The 19,376-nt window shown below is 42.1% G+C and carries 15 protein-coding genes; 10 read left to right on the top strand and 5 right to left on the bottom strand.

Translation table 11 applies throughout. From position 1 onward, the window contains the following. The first annotated feature begins 190 nt into the window (after positions 1–190). The 4 genes from pyrG (at position 191) to GS399_RS15445 (ending at position 6,503) form a co-directional block, all read left to right on the top strand. Positions 191–1,804 (top strand): CTP synthase, encoded by a 1,614-nt coding sequence (gene pyrG / locus GS399_RS15460; RefSeq protein ID WP_160845546.1) that lies wholly within the window; start codon positions 191–193, stop codon positions 1,802–1,804. Positions 1,805–1,815: 11 nt separating this feature from the next. Further along, entirely contained in the window at positions 1,816–3,663 is a 1,848-nt protein-coding gene (gene yidC / locus GS399_RS15455) for a membrane protein insertase YidC (RefSeq protein WP_160845545.1), read from the top strand. Between the two features lie 383 nt (positions 3,664–4,046). Further along, positions 4,047–5,237 carry a M14 family zinc carboxypeptidase gene (locus GS399_RS15450; protein WP_160845544.1) on the top strand — a complete coding sequence of 397 codons (1,191 nt, stop codon included), beginning with the start codon at positions 4,047–4,049 and terminating at the stop codon, positions 5,235–5,237. 27 nt (positions 5,238–5,264) lie between these two features. Continuing rightward, on the top strand, positions 5,265–6,503 hold the full coding sequence (locus GS399_RS15445; protein WP_160845543.1) for a nucleoside recognition domain-containing protein: 1,239 nt from the start codon (positions 5,265–5,267) through the stop codon (positions 6,501–6,503). Positions 6,504–6,515: 12 nt separating this feature from the next. Here the strand turns inward: GS399_RS15445 and GS399_RS15440 are convergent, their stop codons facing one another. Together GS399_RS15440 and GS399_RS15435 are read right to left on the bottom strand one after the other, a co-directional pair. Beyond that, positions 6,516–6,800: a T9SS type B sorting domain-containing protein gene (locus tag GS399_RS15440; protein ID WP_160845542.1), complete on the bottom strand. Its 285-nt coding sequence runs from the start codon at positions 6,798–6,800 to the stop codon at positions 6,516–6,518. Between the two features lie 35 nt (positions 6,801–6,835). After that, positions 6,836–9,100 carry a hypothetical protein gene (locus GS399_RS15435; RefSeq protein ID WP_160845541.1) on the bottom strand — a complete coding sequence of 755 codons (2,265 nt, stop codon included), beginning with the start codon at positions 9,098–9,100 and terminating at the stop codon, positions 6,836–6,838. 455 nt (positions 9,101–9,555) lie between these two features. Here GS399_RS15435 and GS399_RS15430 point away from each other — a divergent pair, with 455 nt between their 5' ends. Together GS399_RS15430 and GS399_RS21030 are read left to right on the top strand one after the other, a co-directional pair. After that, positions 9,556–10,527, top strand: coding sequence for an NAD(P)H-quinone oxidoreductase (locus GS399_RS15430; RefSeq protein ID WP_160845540.1), 972 nt, complete (start codon positions 9,556–9,558; stop codon positions 10,525–10,527). Positions 10,528–10,622: 95 nt separating this feature from the next. Then, positions 10,623–13,136: a T9SS type B sorting domain-containing protein gene (locus GS399_RS21030; RefSeq protein ID WP_160845539.1), complete on the top strand. Its 2,514-nt coding sequence runs from the start codon at positions 10,623–10,625 to the stop codon at positions 13,134–13,136. 572 nt (positions 13,137–13,708) lie between these two features. Here the strand turns inward: GS399_RS21030 and GS399_RS15420 are convergent. Beyond that, the gene (locus tag GS399_RS15420) at positions 13,709–16,012 is read right to left on the bottom strand and encodes a GH92 family glycosyl hydrolase (RefSeq protein WP_160845538.1); all 2,304 of its coding nucleotides are present in this window, start codon (positions 16,010–16,012) and stop codon (positions 13,709–13,711) included. A gap of 13 nt (positions 16,013–16,025) precedes the next feature. Here GS399_RS15420 and GS399_RS15415 point away from each other — a divergent pair, with 13 nt between their 5' ends. From GS399_RS15415 to map, 4 genes are all read left to right on the top strand, one after another. Further along, positions 16,026–16,463: a hypothetical protein gene (locus GS399_RS15415; protein WP_160845537.1), complete on the top strand. Its 438-nt coding sequence runs from the start codon at positions 16,026–16,028 to the stop codon at positions 16,461–16,463. Between the two features lie 167 nt (positions 16,464–16,630). Continuing rightward, the gene (locus GS399_RS15410; RefSeq protein WP_160845536.1) at positions 16,631–16,912 is read left to right on the top strand and encodes a hypothetical protein; all 282 of its coding nucleotides are present in this window, start codon (positions 16,631–16,633) and stop codon (positions 16,910–16,912) included. Between the two features lie 342 nt (positions 16,913–17,254). Further along, positions 17,255–17,692, top strand: a complete 438-nt coding sequence (locus GS399_RS15405; protein WP_160845535.1) for an Imm44 family immunity protein — start codon at positions 17,255–17,257, stop codon at positions 17,690–17,692. 148 nt (positions 17,693–17,840) lie between these two features. Beyond that, positions 17,841–18,605, top strand: coding sequence for a type I methionyl aminopeptidase (gene map / locus GS399_RS15400; protein ID WP_160845534.1), 765 nt, complete (start codon positions 17,841–17,843; stop codon positions 18,603–18,605). A gap of 24 nt (positions 18,606–18,629) precedes the next feature. Here map and GS399_RS15395 read toward each other — a convergent pair whose 3' ends face one another. After that, positions 18,630–19,022: a VOC family protein gene (locus tag GS399_RS15395; RefSeq protein ID WP_160845533.1), complete on the bottom strand. Its 393-nt coding sequence runs from the start codon at positions 19,020–19,022 to the stop codon at positions 18,630–18,632. Further along, positions 19,015–19,374, bottom strand: a complete 360-nt coding sequence (locus GS399_RS20705) for a hypothetical protein (RefSeq protein WP_202409477.1) — start codon at positions 19,372–19,374, stop codon at positions 19,015–19,017. The genes GS399_RS15395 and GS399_RS20705 overlap by 8 nt, the downstream gene beginning before the upstream one ends. Positions 19,375–19,376 lie beyond the last annotated feature (2 nt).

Here is a 19,376-nt window from a genome sequence, read left to right as displayed (position 1 = left end):
AATTCTTTAGATCGGCCAGGTGGTCAGCTATTCAAATTAACCTGTTTATTTTTCCAGCGGCACTTCTCCACATACAATTCTCAACAAACTTCCGCGCATCCAAAAATTTTCATACTTTTGTATCCCGTACAAAAACAATTTATCTGGCTCTTTTCAGCCAGGCAAATTCGAGTTAAATCCTTCAGAAATCATGACTAAATACATTTTTGTTACGGGCGGCGTTACTTCGTCGTTAGGGAAAGGTATTATTTCCGCATCTCTTGCAAAACTTCTCCAGTCGCGTGGCTACCGCGTAACAATCCAGAAATTTGACCCTTACATTAACATTGACCCGGGGACGCTTAATCCATACGAACACGGCGAATGCTATGTCACAGAAGACGGCGCAGAAACCGACCTCGATCTGGGACATTACGAGCGTTTCTTAAATGTTCCGACATCAAAGGCCAATAATATCACCACGGGTCGTATTTATCAGAATGTAATAAGCAAGGAACGTGAAGGTGCCTACCTCGGTAAAACCGTGCAGGTTGTTCCGCATATTACAGATGAAATTAAGCGCAATATGCGTTTACTGGGTGACAGCGGTGAATACGACATCGTGATCACAGAGCTTGGCGGCACAGTTGGGGATATTGAGTCGTTGCCGTTTATCGAAGCTGTTCGCCAGTTTCGCTGGGAGGCCGGTTCAAGCAACTCACTGGTTATTCACCTGACACTTATTCCTTATCTGGCTGCTGCCGGCGAGTTAAAAACCAAACCAACGCAGCACTCCGTTAAAATGCTTTTGGAATACGGTATACAGCCAGATATCCTGGTTTGCCGTGCAGAGCATCATATCAACCTGGAACTCCGCAAAAAAATCGCATTATTTTGTAACGTAAACATCAACGCGGTAGTAGAATCTATTGACGCTCCGTCAATTTACGATGTGCCCTTACTAATGCTGAAGGAGCAGCTCGACAAGACCGTTCTTACCAAACTAAAACTTCCGTTAAAAAGTGACCCTGTACTTGATAACTGGAAGGATTTCCTGGGAAGGCTAAAAAATCCAACAGCGGAAATCAACATCGGTATTATCGGAAAATATGTTGAATTGCCTGATGCTTACAAATCGATCAATGAAGCTTTTGTGCATGCGGGAGCTAAAAATGAATGCAAGGTCAGATTAAAGCATATTCATTCTGAAGGCTTAACGCCGGAAAATGCCGCGGAAAAATTAGCGGGTATGCATGGCGTATTAGTCGCTCCAGGTTTCGGCAGCCGCGGGATTGAAGGTAAAATTGAAGCGATCAGGTATGTTCGTGAAAATAACATTCCGTTTTTTGGGATCTGCCTTGGCATGCAATGCGCGGTTATCGAATACGCTCGTAATGTCATCGGCTGGAAAGATGCTCACAGCACCGAAATGGATGATCATACCAAACACCCGGTAATTTCCATGATGGAAGAACAAAAGAAAATCAAAAATAAAGGTGGAACCATGCGCCTCGGCGCTTATGCCTGCGATCTAAAAAAAGGAAGTAAAGCCGCCTCTATTTACGGCAAAGCACATATTTCCGAACGTCACCGCCACCGTTACGAGTTTAATAGTAAATACCTGAAAGAATTTGAAGATGCCGGTTTAATTGCCTCTGGAATTAATCCTGAAAACAACCTCGTTGAAATCGTAGAACTGAAAAATCATCCATTTTTTATTGGCGGGCAATTTCACCCGGAATTAAAATCAACAGTTGCTAATCCTCACCCACTTTTTGTTAACTTTGTCGCCGCTTCGCTGGCTCATGCCAAAAGAAGTAAGTGATATAAAATATAATGGATAAAAATACATTTACGGGTCTTTTCTTGATCCTTGTTATTATTGTTGCCTCTACGTTCTTTTTAAAGCCCAATGAGCAGGAGATAAAGCGTGAAAAATTTGTGCAAGACTCAATTGCACGGGTTCAGCAAGGCAAACCAGCTGTCAAAAGCCAGGTGGCCAGCAAACCGGCAGTTGTTGATTCTTCGGTTCTAAAGGGTCCTTTTGGAGCTGCACATGCTGGAACCAATCAAAATATAACGCTTGAAAACGAACTTATTAAGGTTAATTTAAGTTCAAAAGGCGGCCGCATCGAATCGGTTGAACTGAAAGAATTTAAAACTTACGACAAAAAACCGCTGATTATGTTCAGCGGCGATGCTAATAAATTCGGCTTATTATTCAACTCGGCCGGCGTTAACATTTCTACAAACGATTTGTATTTCACTCCTTCATCAGGATCTGTAAACGTTTCTAAAAATGATTCCTCGTCGGTAACCATGCGTTTAACCTATGCCGAAGGAAAATATATCGATTACATCTATTCTCTTAAAGGCAACAGCTATAAAGTTGGCCTGACGATCGCCACCAAAGGCATGCAGGATGTCGTAGCGGCCACGCAGCAAAACCTTGTGCTAAACTGGGAAACCGTTCTTCCGCAAAAAGAAAAGGATATTAAATACGAAGAGCGTTATTCTTCCGCCTATTTCAAACACGGCGATGGAGAGGTTGACCACTTAAGCGTTAGCAAGGATGATAAAAAAGATCTTGGCGAGGACGGAAAAGTGCAGTGGATATCATTCAAACAGCACTTTTTCTCAAACGTATTGATCGCTAAAAATGGTTTCGAAAAAGGAACTATCGCAAATAATGTACTGACAATACCCGGTATGGTTAAATCATATGCTGCTAACATGCAGCTTCCTTTTAGCCGTAGCGATGTAAGCGCTTATCCGCTGGAATTTTATTTCGGACCGAACAAGTACAGCACACTTAAGGACCAAGGCTTTGATCTTGAACAGCAGATTGATATGGGCTACTGGCCTCTGAAATATGTAAATAGGTTCATAGTACTTCCTGTGTTTAATTTATTGAACGGTTTTGGCTGGAATTATGGTCTTATTATTCTTGTTCTCACTATTCTTCTGAAACTGGCACTTTCGCCGCTGACGTACAAATCGTACCTGTCGATGGCGAAAATGAAAGTATTGAAGCCGGAGATGGATGAAATTAAAGGCAAAGTTGGCGAAGATAATCCTACTTTATTACAACAGGAATATCTAAAATTATACAAAAAGGCCGGCGTAAATCCGCTTGGCGGCTGTATACCCATGTTGTTGCAGCTTCCGATTGTAATGGCGTTCTTCTTCTTCTTCCCTAACCTGTTTGAACTGCGCCAGGAAAACTTTTTATGGATGAAGGACCTTTCGACGTATGACGCGTTGATCACTTTCCCTAAAATTCCGTTGTTAAACATGGATCACATAAGTTTAATGTGTATCCTGATGACAATTTCGACGCTGATCTATACATATTTTAACAACCAGGTTTCGGGCGCTACAGGCCAGATGAAATATATCGGGTATATTTCTCCGATCATCTTCTTCGGCGTATTGAATAGCTACCCTTCCGGCCTGAATTATTATTATTTCCTTGCCAACATGCTTACATTCGGGCAGCAATTTATCATCCGTAGTTTTGTGAACGATGATAAAATCCATGCGCAGATACAGGAAAACAAGAAAAAACCCGCTGCGGAAAAGAAAAAATCCGGCTTCCAGAAACGTATGGAAGATTACATGAGACAACAGCAGCAAACTGCGAAAACAACTCCGACAAAGACGACTCCGGCGAAAAAGAAGTAAAATTTATATGTTATTATTGAAAAATGCTTATCGAATGGTAAGCATTTTTTTTTGCGGTTATTTAGCGTAAAAGGCAGTTTTCTGCTTGTCGATTTTAAATGTTCATTTATTAAAAGATGTCCATTTCGATCCGGTTTAGGCCGGACGGTCATTGCTCAACTTTCAACGTTGGACCGGTTCCTTTACCATGAAAGTTTGCCCCGCGTACAATAAACCCTGGTGAAGCGGCAGCTTTTTACCGGTGCAGATTTTATTTTAGCGATGCCGCTAACGGTAAAAACTACAGCGGAACAAGGGACTATCGAAACCGATAACGAAGAAACATGCTTTCCAAAATTTGTCAGTTTTGAGAAGTATTCGCGAATTTATTACTTTGGCTATTTATGCCGCATAAGCTTAAGCCCATAATAGATAACTATGAATCCGATTTTCTTAATACTTCGTTTGGTTCGAACTATATTCAATTTTCGCAATTTGAAGCGGAAATAAAAAAGCTTTGGGAAAATCCGTTATTCAAAATCGGGGAAGTCGGCAGTTCCTTTTTGCAAAGGCCCATCTATTCCATCCAGGCCGGCTCCGGATCAAAAAGCGTTATGCTCTGGAGCCAGATGCATGGCGATGAGCCGACCGCGACAATGGCTTTATTTGATTTACTTAACTTCTTTTCAGCAGACGACGAATTCAACAAAGTCAGGCATCTTATACTTAACAACTGTACATTTTATATCCTGCCTTTTTTAAACCCGGACGGCGCTGAGTTGAATACCCGTCGAAATGCACAAGGTATCGACATCAATCGTGATTATCTGGCCCAGCAATCTCCGGAAGGGAGAATTTTGCGCTTGTTTCACGAGAATATCAAGCCAGACTTTTCATTCAACCTGCATGACCAAAGCATTCAGTGGAGCGCAGGGAAATCGGGAAATCCGGCAACGATCTCGCTTTTAGCTCCGCCATACGATGATGCATGCTCTGTTAACGATACGCGCTTAAAGGCGATGCAACTTGCTACAAACATTAATGATGTTCTGCAAACTTATATCCCCAAATATATCGGCAAATGGTTCGATGAATTTGAACCCCGGGCTTTTGGCGACAATTGCCAGGCAGCGGGCAGCAGCACCCTGCTTGTCGAATCAGGCGGATACAAAGACGACTTTGACCGGCAGTTCGTGCGCAAAATTGTATTTATTGCTATGCTGACAGGTGTTTATTCGATAGCTGGCGCCGATTTTGGCGAACCTGATGTTTCAAGCTATGAGCAGTTGCCGGTTAACGAAAAAAGGCACTTCTCTATTCTTCTGAAAAATTGCCGGATAAATAACGCAGTTATAGATATCGGACTGGTTGCTGAACGAATAATCAGCAATTCAGCTATTTCTTATGTTTACCGGATTGAAGATATGGGTGACTTATCGGGTTTTTTCGGATATGAGGAGTACGATATTTCCGCTTTAAATATAGTCACTGAAACACCCCTGGCGATTGAACAACCGGCAAATTTCATTATCAAAGACAGCGAAAACGAAATTTTATCTTTCAACAATGGAAGGATTACTGCTAAAAAAATATAATTTCAACGGCTTGATTAACAAAAGAGGATGGCATTAAATTATATCTGGATCGCATTTTTCATTATCGCTTTTGTAGTTGCTCTCATAAAGCTGATTTTTTTTGGTGACACCGAGATATTTCAACATCTGATAGAAGGTTTGTTTGATACGTCAAAGTCAGCGGTGATGGATATCGCCTTGCCATTAATGGGCACAATGGCATTGTGGCTGGGTATTTTAAATATCGGTGAACGCGCCGGAGCTATCAATTTCCTCTCTCGTATTGTGGGGCCGTTCTTTAATCGCCTTTTTCCAGAGGTACCGAAAAATCATCCCGCAACAGGCCAAATGATGATGAACTTTTCGGCTAATCTTTTAGGACTGGATAATGCTGCTACGCCGCTCGGATTAAAAGCAATGGGAAGTTTGCAGGAACTAAATCCGCATAAAGAAACTGCTTCTAACGCGCAGATCATGTTTCTTGTTTTGCATACCTCTGGTTTACAAATATTGCCGGTAACTATTATTGCTCAAAGGGCCATACTTGGAGCCGCCGATCCTTCAGACGTTTTTTTACCCTGTGTCATCGCAACTTATGTTGCAACAATTGTCGGACTGATCGCCTGCGCCATCCGTCAAAAAATCAACCTGTTTGACAAAGTCGTAATCGCATGGCTTGGCGGACTAACTGCTTTTGTAGGATTGATCGTTTGGTATTTCGCTACGCAGCTCAGCAAAAACCAGATCAGCGAAGTTTCGAAGGTTTTCAGCAATATGATGCTGCTGGCAATTCCGGTCATCTTTATCATTGGGGCGCTGAAGAAAAAGGTCAACGTATTCGATTCATTTATTGAAGGCGCAAAAGGCGGATTTGAAACCACTGTAAAAATCATCCCTTACCTGGTGGCGATGCTGGCAGCGATCAGCGTTTTCAGAAACTGCGGTGCGCTGGATTATATCGTTGATGGGTTCAAATTTGCTTTTACGAAACTGAACGTTGATACGCGATTTACTGACGCCTTGCCGGTCGCGTTAATGAAACCATTGAGCGGCTCGGGCTCAAAAGCGATGATGATCGATACGATGAAAACCTTTGGCCCTGATTCATTCGCCGGCAGGTTGGGAAGTATTTTCAATGGTTCGGCTGATACCACTTTTTATATTGTCGCGTTGTATTTCGGGTCGGTCGGTATTAAAAAGTCGCGTTATGCGATTACCGCGGGGCTAATTGCTGATCTGGCGGGTGTTATTGCGGCGATTTTTATCTCATATTTGTTTTTTGGCTAACTAGCGGAATAATCAATAAATTATCGTCACGGGTCCGCGTAAAACCTGACTGTCGTTCTTTAAAGCGATAAGGTAATAATAAGTTCCCGAAGGCAATCTTTCGCCATTTTTTAATCCGTTCCATGGGATCGGATAACCTTTGCTGCTGAAAACAATTTTCCCATAACGGTTATATATTCGAACAGTAACGGTAACATCATTTTCGACACCCATGATCGACCACGTGTCGTTTATTCCATCCCCGTTCGGGGTAAAAGTATTTGCAAATAGCACATCGGAACAGCGATTATTAATCATCAGGTGTTGTGACGCTGTACAGCCATTACGATCCGTTACAGTAATATAACGGGGCCTGGCTCGGCGGTTGTAAACTTATCTGTTCCTTCCCTGCCGTTCCACTCATACTTTTTGAAACCTGGCGGTGCGGAAAGAGTAATTTTCTCTCCGCTGAATGAACAAACAGAGGTGTCGGATAAGTTCAATACCGGGTTAGCGAAAAACTTTATACCCATACCAAGAGTTACACTGCATCCGCTGGTCGGTTTAATTGTGGCATAGTACATGCCACTCGAATAAACACGAATCGAATCTTTAGTTTCGCCGGTCGACCAAGAAAAAGTACCGGGAGAATGAGTCGCCGTTAACACGACGGGCTGGCCGGCACACAAATCGGAAATATTCTGTTTGCTAATCGTCAGCTCCGGGAACGGAATAAAAGAAAGTGAAAAACCTTCCGATAATCGTTTGCATCCCGAAACACTGTCTTTCAATTCGACTGAGTAAAGCCCGGGCTCGGTAGTACTGATTGTTATCTTTCCATGTAAATCTTTTACTACTTTGCCATCACGCAACCAGTCGATGTTATTTGCTGAATCTGCATTTACATTTATACTTAATTGCGCCGTTTCACCCTCACAATAAGATGGCTTAGCAGAACTAATAACGGGCTCGGGCAACTCCACAAAGTTGATTCTGACACTTTTTGAAGAAACCCAACTCCCTTTACATGCGCTTACTTCTATTCTGTAACGTCCGCTTTCTGAAATATCCAGCCGGGCGTTGGTTTGATTAATCAGAACATTATCACGATACCATCGATATCTGTATGCCGGGTTGTTTTCTGTCTTAAGAGTTGCTAAAGAACCTTTGCAATATTTTAGTGTATCAGGGTACTCAAAAGAAAAAACAGGCGACTGGAGCACTGATACTTTTAAATGATTTGTTTCGATATGAAAGCCGGAACAAGGGTCATACAAAATAGCATAATACTCACCGGAACTATTTATCTTGAGATTACCGTCGCTCTCACCCGAAAGCTCAATTCCATTTCTGTACCATTGCGCAAGGCTGCCGACAGACGAAAAAAGAGGATTAATAGCTACTGTATTCACTCCCTGACATACCTGGATTACGGTATCGCCGGAATATTCGCCACCGAAATAGATAGCTTTAAGTCTCTTTTTAAAATCTATATATGGCGCGTAATCTGGCTTAAGCAAATAAAGTCCGCTTTCGGTTGAAACCCATACTCCATCTTCACAAACCGGTCGCTGATAAGAGGTAGCGTTAACACAGATGTCGTTTATAACTTTATCACCAAATCCAGGATGTTTGAAAAAGGAATATTTATTCATCCGATTCTCATCTAGTTCTTCATATCCTGAGGTACTGAAGTAAAAACCTTTATCGGTACCCACAAGAAGGTTCTCTTTAATTAGCCCGGGATTAAAAAAACCACCGCTACCGAAAGCTCGTAGGCCATAAATAGATGTGATTTTATTAACCTTAAGTCCATGCAGATAATGTTTGTGAGGACTGGTATAATTTGAAGAATAGTTGCGATCCTTTTGAAACAAGCCATTTTCAGATCCCCAGTAAATATTCATAAGGAAGCCACTTTCATACACAGACAAGTCAGCCGGATCGTTGCCAACCATCCCATAAGTATAATAAGCGGTATATATGTTATTGCCATAATCATCGGCTCCATAATATAAGGTTCCTCCATAACCACCGCTTGTGCCTTTATTAAGTTGAATAGTGGAATATTGGGGTATCAAACTGAAGAATCCTCCAAAATCAAGATTGCTAAACATCTCAGAGCGGTAAGTTGCCTCAAATACTTTCGCAGGTTTTTTTGTAGCGTTTGGCAGGATTTTTCCCAGTTTATAATCGTAGAGACACATGCCGTGGTCTGTCGCTATGAAAAATGCATCTCCCTCACGGCCTCTAAGATCTCCGTCAATGAAGTCATAAACGTAGCCTCCCGGATAATCCATTCCAATAGAATTTACTGTACCCGGAATGCCCTCTTGTGAGCCGATAACCTTTGTAAGCCCGTTTAGGTACAAAATTACGTTGGTTGAGCTGGTTGCGATATAAACTGAATCCTTGTTGTGTCCCGCGATATCAATGAAATTAAGATTTCCGTAAGCACTAAACCTGGCGGTATAATCCTCTAATACATTTGTAATACTGTTAATGCGGTAAACTTCGTTGTTTTTGGCAAGTACCCAGAGGTACGGATCTCCAAAATCGCGCTTTGCCTTTAGTATATTTTTGTTCTGAAGGAAAATCTTACTGATATGAAAATCCACGTCCTGCGCACTACAGGAGAGAAAAAAAATAAAACAGAAAACAGAAGCAAGAAGGAACCTGCACAAATTATGAAAGGCCATGAATCTACCTAAGTAACAGATAATTAGGCAAATGACAAATTGACAACATCGTGGAAATTGATTCAATTATCTTTTTCAGATCACTTAATGAGAAAAAATTTCGCAGACTGAAAAGCGGAGACTGGAACCGCTTTAGCTTAAAAAAATTGAAAAACTTTGTTTCCGTTAAATCAATACTAAATTGAAGATTCCAATTCAATACGCCTGTAAATTTTACAGGCAAAAGCCTAGGAAAATTTTCGTGAATAAATTGTGAAACATAATGTCACGATGCCGTTCACTTATTTTACAAGCCAGATTTAAGGCATCCGTTTTTACGTTATATTTCAAATTGGTAACAAAACATTAACCCGAAAAAAGCACTTTACTTAACTATGCGAGCAGCCATCATTACCCAACCCGGCGGGCCAGAAGTTTTACAAATTGCCGAGCGGCCGCTACCAAAAATAAAAGCCGACGAGATTTTAATAAAAGTAGAAGCCGCCGGCCTGAACGGCGCCGATATAGCACAGCGTAAAGGAAAATACCCGGCGCCACCAGGAACACCCCAGGATATTTTAGGAATGGAAGTGTCCGGCTATGTTTATGAATGCGGAGCGTCCGTTAGGAACTGGAAGCCCGGGGATCGGGTTTGTGCATTGATTCCAGGTGGTGGATACGCTGAATATGTACAGGCTCATGAAGGCTCCTGCATGCCAATGCCGGGAAACTTAAATTTCGTGGAAACAGCAGGTTTGCCTGAAGCTGTTTTGACGGTATGGCACAATGTTTTCCAGCGCGGCCAGTTAAAAAAAGGCGAGCGGTTCCTGGTACATGGCGGCTCAAGCGGAATCGGAACAACTGCTATCCAACTTGCCAGGGCTTTTAAATCGGTAGTTTTCAGCACCGCCGGCAGTCCGGAAAAGTGTATGGTTTGCACCGGCCTTGGGGCCGATATAGCCATTAATTATAAAGAGCAGGACTTCGAAGATGTTTTGAAAAACACAAAAGTGGACGTCATTCTCGATATGGTCGGCGGAGATTATACACCAAAGAACATTGCAATTTTAAATAATGATGGGCGGCTGGTTTTTATTAACTCCAAAAAAGGATCTGAAATGAATGCAGACATATTACAGATCATGCAAAAAAGGCTGACAATAACCGGAAGTACTCTTCGCAATCGCGACAATGACTTTAAAAAAGCACTGGCTTCAGAGGCTGTAGAACATGTCTGGCCGCTCATAGAACAAGGTTTGTTTAAGCCGATTATTTACCAGACGTTTCCGTTCAATGAGGCGGCAGAGGCGCATAAACTTATGGAATCAAGCAAACATATCGGAAAAATTATTCTGAAAATTGAGTAGTGTTTCGTGAAAGGCTTTAATTGAAAAATATCATAAATTTATGATAGTTAACACATTAATTGCCTGTGCCTTATCGATGCTTTGCTAAATACTTATTGATTCTAAGCGCCGTCTTATGTATTAGTCTGCAAGCCGCGTTTGCCCAGCCGGCAAATGATGATTGTGCACAAGCGACTTCTATTCCAAGCGGCAAACAATTTTGTTCAGCAAACGGCGCCTACAGCACAGATGGAGCCACTGAGAGCTTTATCGGAAGTGGTAATGACGTTTGGTTTTCGTTTGTTCCGCGCGATGGATATGATTTATACATTACCGTGGCCGGAGCAGGTGATGGCGGAACACTTCAATCGCCTAAAATCAGCTTGTTCAGCGACTGTACGCTTTCCAATGGTTTACTCGGCACAACTTCAACACAAAATAATTCAACTACATTTTACCGCGGAGGTTTAATTATCGGACAGCGATATCTTATATCTGTCAGCGGGGCGAATTCCGGATCTTTTTCGGTATGCGTTACTAACTCAGTGCCAAATCCCGAGCCGGGCCACGATTGCTCCACAGCTACTTATTTATGCAGTAAGGAGCAGGTAAAAGGAATAAATATCCACGGCATAGGAACTAATATTAACGAAGGATCAGGAACTTGCCTGGACGTGGCAGGCGGCAATGCCGAAATCAATTCAGCCTTTTATAAGTGGACTGCTGCGAACGACGGCTCGCTGGTTTTTACGATAACACCTTTTGATTCAAAAACCGGCGATATAGACTGGGTGCTTTATGACCTTGGAACTTCCGATAACTGCGCAAACCTGAATGCTGCACACGCCATCCGTTGCGCTGCCGGCTGGGGTGTCGGTTGTACACCTTTTTATTACTTGACGGGGCTCAGTTTTTCAGAGAACGATCTGAATGAACAATCTGGTTGCTCTCCAACGCAAAATGGGTTTTTAAAAGCTGTTGATATGCAGGCGGGCCATGTTTACGCGCTTTTGGTAAATATCTTCCAGGGAAACGACAATGGTTTCTCAATAGACTTTACAGATCCCAGCGGTAAAGCAGGTACCGGGGAATTTTTAGGACCTAACGCGTCATTTGACATGGCTGTTAACAACGAATGTTTGCCTAACCAAAGTTATACATTCACAAGCACGTCTACCAATACAACCCGCCTGGTGTGGAACTTCGGCGAAGGGGCTGATATACAAACTTCCGCCAATGGCACTGAGACGGTACACTATAATACACTCGGAACAAAAACAGTCGTTCTCGAAGCTCATAACGACCTATCCTGCTTTACTATCGCATCCAAAACTTTTGAAGTAGGCTTAAAGCCGCCAACACCTCAAATCTCATTGAATAAAACCCGCTTTTGTCTCGGCGATTCCATTGTTTTAAGCACAAATGCGGTTACCGGCGCAGTTTACAACTGGACCGGCCCGAACAACTTTACCTCCGCGCAGCAATCGCCCGTTATTCCGGTTAGCTCGTACCAGATAGCCGGCACATATACTTTAACTGTTGCCGTTGGTAACTGCGTAAGCGACGCAGCATCAATTGTGGTTCCTGTGGCGTTAACTACCCCAGTTCCGAATTTTGAAATTAACACGTTAAATCCCTGTACAAACTCTCAAAGCTTCCAGATAAACAATAATTCGGTTGATTTTACTTCGATAGACTGGGATTTTGGTGAGGGAGCAAGCACACGAACGGCACGTACAAACGGCCCTTTTAACCTTACTTATACGATAGCGGGAGATAAGGTTATAACCTTGACGATGCAAAATAACGGAAACTGTCCCGTTGTGTTAACGAAAATACTGCATGTCGACCTTGTTCCTCCTACGCCTAAAATTGTTATTAATAAGCCTGATTTTTGTTTGAAAGACACGATTCACCTGAGTACAGATTTACTCCCCAACACCACATACACCTGGACAGGACCTAATAATTTTGTCAGCGATCAGCCTTCACCTGCGATTCCGGTTACGAGTGAAAGTGTAGCAGGCGTTTATAACCTTTTCATCAAACAGGGTAACTGCAGCAGTGAGATTGTCAGCGTAACCGTCCCTCCCATCTACAAAAATCCGGTTGCTTCATTTACCTCATCCCCCGCTTTGCCGGCGAAGCTATCTAACCCAGCCTTAATTCAATTCTTCAACCAGTCAACCGAAGCCGATTCATATCTATGGGACTTTGGAGATGGTAGTACTTCCACCGAAATAAATCCGCAGCATTTATTCCAGATAAACGGAGAATATGAAGTAACGCTTACCGCATTTAAAAGTAACGTATGTTTTGCTTCTATTATCCAGGGAAAATTCGTGATAAGAGCCGACAACACCACATTTATTCCAAATACATTTACACCAAACGGCGATGGAGTAAATGATGAATTTGTTATAAACGTCACAAATCTGGCCAATTATCACATCAGCATATTCAATCGTTACGGAGTAGAAATGTTCCAAACCGGCAATATTTTCGATAACTGGAAGGGAACTTATAATAATCAGCCGCTCCCGACGGGAACTTATTATTACGTAATCAAGGCCAAAGACCTGGGCGGAAATCCGGTTGTAAGATCAGGTTACGTGGCGTTGATTTATTGAAGACGATCCTTAAAAAGAGTATCAATTATTAGAAGCGCAATGAATTTATAATCTAGTAGATTTTCATTAGTTGTGTGTTTTGACCTTCATATTTATTAAATCAGTGTGAGCAGCATTTCGGTTAACTTAAAAAGCTCTGGCGAACACTGGAAACGGCCGTTCATCACGTTTTGCATTTGCAGCCCCGCCATGCAGTCCAAGTCCTCGCACCAGCACACTACTAGCCAGCGCTTCGCTGTGGGCTTTACCTACTGTCGGGTTTACTGCCGAATGGTTTGCTTTTCATCGGTCGATTGGGATTGTGCAACGAGGTACTACCGAATATATTCGAACGGTCCTTCCGACTAAGCAGGATGTTGCCAGAAGCATAGACTGAAGTTGTTTAAACCCAATCGAAACGGCAGCTTTTTGCTTATCCTGTCTTTCATACAGTAGTCACATTGATGGCAAAAACTATAGTGGAGAGTGGGACTGAACCAGCCGAAGGATGGAAAGGCCTTGCTTTTCAATAAATCCTGGAAGCTCTGTGAACTCCTGCACAAATTTTTAAAAACCCTACTTCATTCTGGCAATTATCGGATCGGCTTACCGTTCATTACGAACTGCAACACACCGCCATTCATAATCTCATCGTGGGTGATATAAAGCCTGTCGAGCGGTTTACCATTTAAAATCACCTGCTTAACATAGACATTTTTATCACTTTGATTTTGCGCGGTAATACTAAAAGTCTTTCCATTTTCAAGAGTAATAGTGGCCGACTTAACTAGCGGACTACCGAAGTAATACTTATCCGAACCTGGAGCTACCGGATAAAATCCTAAGGAGCTGAAAATATACCAGGCACTCATTTGCCCGCAATCATCGTTTCCACCAAGGCCGGCGGCGCCGTTATGATATTGCTTGTTCAAAATCATTCTCACGGTCGACTGGGTTTTCCATGGCTGATCAGTAAAATTGTACAAATAAGCTACGTGATGGGCCGGCTCGTTTCCATGAACGTAGTTTCCAATGATGCCGTCGCGGGTGATGTCTTCGGTCTCAGCAAAAAACTCATCCGGCAGATGCATGGTAAATAACGAATCGAGATGTGTAACGAACTTCTTTTTGCCGCCCATCATCTGAATCATTGCATCAGGATTCTGAGGCACATACAGGCTAAAGTTCCAGGCGTTGCCTTCTATAAAACCTTGTCCGTCAGTTTTTAACACATCAAAATTCTTGCGGAAGCTGCCGTCGCTTAATCTTGGCCGCATGAATCCGGAAGCTTTGTCATACACATTTTTCCAGTTTTCGGACCGCTTATTGAACTCTTCATAAACATCTTTCCTGTTTAGCTTCTTTGCCAGCTGCGCAATACACCAGTCATCATAGGCATACTCTAAAGTCGAGGAAACGGAAACACCATTTTTCTCGGAAGGTATGTAACCCATATCCATGTAGTAACCCAAACCTTCGAATGATCGGTGTTTTGCGGTGGCTACGCATGCATCAAGAGCAGCATTTTCATCGCCCTTATAAGTTCCCTTGATGATCGCATCCGAAATCACCGAAACGCTGTGGTAGCCACTCATACACCAGTTCTCGTTCGCATAATGCGACCAGATCGGCAGCATGTGCATAGCAGTCTGATCATAATGCGCCATCATAGACGAAACGATATCCGCATTGCGGGACGGCGAAATGATGTTCAGGTACGGATGAAAAGCGCGGAAAGTATCCCACAATGAAAAAGAAGTATAATTGACAAAGCCCTTTGCTATGTGCACTTCCTGGTCGAGGCCCTTATATTGCCCGTTCACGTCCATATAAACAGTTGGCATTAACGCCGCATGATACATTGACGTATAGAAGTTCACCAGGTCTTCCTTGTGCGTGGTGCTGACAACTATCTTGTTGAGTTCCTTGTTCCACTGATCCTGGCCTTGTTTTTTTACCGCTTCAAAATCCCAGCCGGGTATTTCCGCTTTCATATTTTCCAAAGCGTTGCTCATACTAACCGGCGAAAGCGCCATTTTCAACTGAATCTTTTCGTTCTCATTGGTTTTAAAATCGAAATACATCCGAAGCTGTTTTCCGGCTAGCTCAGGGAAATTTTTGGACTGATCGAACTTGCCCCAAAAGCCGCGGTACACTTGCCTTTTTGAGTTGTTCTGGCAGCCATATTGGTTAAACGGTTTTGAGAATGACAATGCAAAGTATACGGTCCGGGTACGTGCCCAGCCATTTGTCTGCCGGTAGCCGGTGATCAGGCTGTCGTTTACAACCCGCACATAGGTCCACACATCTTTATCTTCATAATTATAGATTCCGGCCATCAGATCAAGAATAATATGTGCCTGATCTGTTTTTGGGAAAGTGTACTGATGAAATCCAACCCGCGTCGTGGTTGTGAGTTCGGCGAGTATGTTATTTTCATCAAGTTTTACTTTGTAATAGTTGGCTTCTGCCGTTTCATTTGCATGAGAATAAGCAGAACGATAACCATTTTCAGGATGTTCCTTTGTTCCGGGATTAAGCTGAAGTTTTCCAACTGTCGGCATGACCAGGAAATCTCCCAAATCGGAATGGCCCGTACCGCTGAAATGCGTATGGCTAAAGCCGACGATTGTAGGATCATCATACTGATATCCGGCGCAATATTTATAAACATCGCCGTTATACTTTCCGTTCAATTCATACGAAAGCGTATCGGTTTCCGGACTTAGCTGTACGCTGCCAAACGGCACCGTTGCACCCGGAAAAGTATGGCCCATTTTCGCGGTTCCGATTATCGGTTTCACGTATTGAACAAGATTCCCGGAAGGTTTTTGCTGAGCTGAAACGTTTAAAATTGACGAGCAAAAAAGTACTGTAAGTATCGATGTGTTTTTCATTCAAATAACCGTAATGAGTTTCAAATATAGAACAATCGGGTGTATGACAATGAAACAATGCTTTTACATGGGTTTTCGCCGGAGTCATGGCGAGGTTTGCCTACGAATCAATGATGGAAAAATACTCTGTCGGGATAAAAAAACACTTTGCTGGAATGCAAGCATACATTTCGGGGATAAGAGAACACTTTTCGAGGATGCTGGAATACTCTTTGGGAATGCTGGCACATCTTTTAGGGATGCAAGAACACTTCACCGGGATGCGAATATACTTTCTCAGGATGCAAGAACACTTCACCGGGACGCAGAAATACTTTTTCAGGATACAAGAACACTTTATGAAAATGCTAACTTTCAATATACTACAACAAACTTTTACCGCGCAAGAATACTTAGTCACAAAGCTAAAACGAGCTCTTATAGTGCAAGAAAAAACACCAAATACCTGTAAAATTTGAAGGCTTTTGAGTGTTTTGAAATAATTATCTTAGCGAGATAGAAGTAGAAACGTGGCTCCAATCCTGCCTGCGGCAGCGGGATTGGGGAGATCCGGTGGCTTCTATAAACAAGTTGGTGTTAAATGTAAAAACCTAGCTTGTTCACAATAACGACTCCAATATGATTGATTATTCCAGAGCAAAAGAAATTTTTTTTACTTATTCTAGCAGCAAATTTCAAATGATGAGAGATGGGTTTTCTGGAGAATATTACACCTTTAATGTAACGACAGAATTAGAGGGGCAATGGTTGCATGAACTCATACAACAAGAACTTAACAAACTCGACATAAACAACGCAGATAGCCTATTTCCTTTGTGGTACATATTAGAGACAAACTGCAGTATTAAATACCTTAAAGACATTGTTGAGTTTATTGAAACAATGCCAATAAAGCACTAAGCGAATTAAACTTCCTGAAATTTACAGCAAAAGCTTTAGATACGATTGACAAGCTTCAATCAAGTTGCAGTAAGATCAATAATGCTGAATTAAGAGAATACCGAAGACAAATAAGATCTCTGCGAAATGAACCATAATAAAAAACGCCAACCTTGTAAAACTATAAATCAACTAGTTAATTGACCAAACAAATCTCGACTAGATTAGCTAATAGTAGAAAGTTATTAAAAGAGGGTTATTTCCGGCTCTTGCTAGTGCACGCGTGCCGCCTGTGTTCATTATGCTTGACGCGTAGGTTCCTCTTAAAGCTTTATCGACTTCGATTATACAAACAATGCAAAAATGACAGCAGTAGCAGACAATAATATATTGGGGTTTTATGCAAGCTTTCAATCAGGTGAAACTGATCAGGAATTAATAAAACAATATTTATGGGGTGACGCTGGTTTGAAAGAACGACTAAAGAGTTTGAAGTGGCAAGAATTTGGCCAAGATTTTCACCTCATATTATTTGAAATCTATGTAAAACCTATTCCGTATTTGCGAGACGCATTAAAAGAAATTGGAAATTACAGACGTAAAGAAAAATCAATTGGAATTCCAGTGATACTTGACCAAGAGAATTTTTTCAGTCTAACCGAAACCGACAGACACAAATTCTTTCACTCGACAATTTTAAAAAGGCTTGAACTACTCAAAGAAAAAGTTAAAAGAAACAAACTTGACTTAGACCTTGAAAAACTGAAAACTAAGGCAGACAAACTATTGCTTGTGAAATGATGGTACAGCCAGCACATAACAGCACATTTGCAATAGGCGGGGTTCCGTGTTCGCAGACACATTTGTGCAAGCTCATCGCAAATCTACAAAACGTTAACACTCAAGCCATTTAAAAACATCCACGCCAATCAAAAAACAAGAAACCACTATGTCAATTACACAAGAAACCGAATTAATCGGCATGCAAAAGGCGAGTGAAGCCGTTGCTTACACTTTGAAGGAAATGAGTAACTACGCTCAGCCTGGTATGACAACCAAGGAATTAGACGACTTTGGAGCGAAAATACTTTCAGATTTTGGAGCTAAATCAGCGCCACACCTAAGCTATGGTTTTCCGGGGTGGACTTGCATAAGCGTAAATAATGAATTTTGTCATGGTATTCCGTCCGGCAACAACGTACTAAAAGAGGGCGATCTGATCAACATTGACGTATCAGCCGAACTTGGTGGCTTTTGGTCGGACAACGGAAACTCATTTGTGCTCGGCCAGGACATCAACCAACACCAAAAACTTATAGACGCTTCAAAACAGATTCTGCATAAAGCGATCAACAATATAAAAGGCGGAGTGCGCATTTCGGATATCGGTCGTCTTATAGAAACGGAAGCTAAGAAACGTGGTTACAATGTCATCAAGAATTTAACAGGACATGGAATAGGCAGGAGTCTTCACGAAGAACCAGGCGAAATAGCGAATTACAGGGACCGGTCTAATCAGACAAGATTTAAGAAAAATTCTGTTGTTGCCATTGAAACATTTATCTCAACAATATCAACATACGCCGAAACATTGAATGATGGCTGGACAATGGTTGGAAATAAAGGCGGTTTTATGGCACAGCACGAACATACCATCGTAGTTACCGGCGGAAAACCAATTATTCTGACAGAGATGAATGGTATTTGGAATTAGGGAAAGCTTGTAATAAGACCCGTTTTATTTATCCTCTTCCAGTACAGACAAAATATTGCCGGCAGGATCAGTGAACCAGGCAATCCTGGGTCCGCCGCCGCCTTCCGCAATCCCTTTTTCGTTGGTTTTTATATACTCGTTATCGTAGTGTTCGAATTTTACGCCGCGGCTTGTCAGCTCGTCAACAGCCTTTTCCACGTCCTTTACAGGGAAATTTAATATCGTAAACGTAGCCGGTTCATGATTAGGTTTTGTATATACGAGAATATCATTTCCCCCTTCAACTTTCAACCGGAGCAACCCTTCCATTTCGGGAATTTCCTCTACCGTTAATCCCAGGATGTTTCCATAAAATTCTTTGGCTTTTGCGAAATCGTTTACTGAAAATCCGCTGAATGCTTTTGTGTTTTTAAACATAATAAACTCCTTTGTTTAATACATTAAATGAATAAAACATTGAACTATTGTGCCCCGGGACGATATCAGCTAAAATTTCACAATGAAAGCCATATGCCTGCAGCAACAGAATAATTCCGGCAGGTTCAACAATAGCGACATTTTGCACCCGCAAAATATTATCACAATCTTCCAGGTCAAAATTCGCTTGATAGCCCCGGAATATTTGATGAAGCTCAAAAAGAATACGATTCGCATCGCTTCTTCGCTTAACATTTGTTTTAAAAACCTCAACCATATGCAAATAGTTTTTATATTGTAATAAACGGGCTGGCTTGATCGCAACACTGTACCTGGCCTCCAGAAAAACCATTT

The organism is Hufsiella arboris, assembly GCF_009834875.1.
GTDB classification, from domain to species: Bacteria; Bacteroidota; Bacteroidia; order Sphingobacteriales; family Sphingobacteriaceae; genus Hufsiella_A; species Hufsiella_A arboris.
The sequence above is the reverse complement of the archived record's forward strand: the minus strand, read 5'-3'. Positions and strand labels throughout refer to the sequence as shown.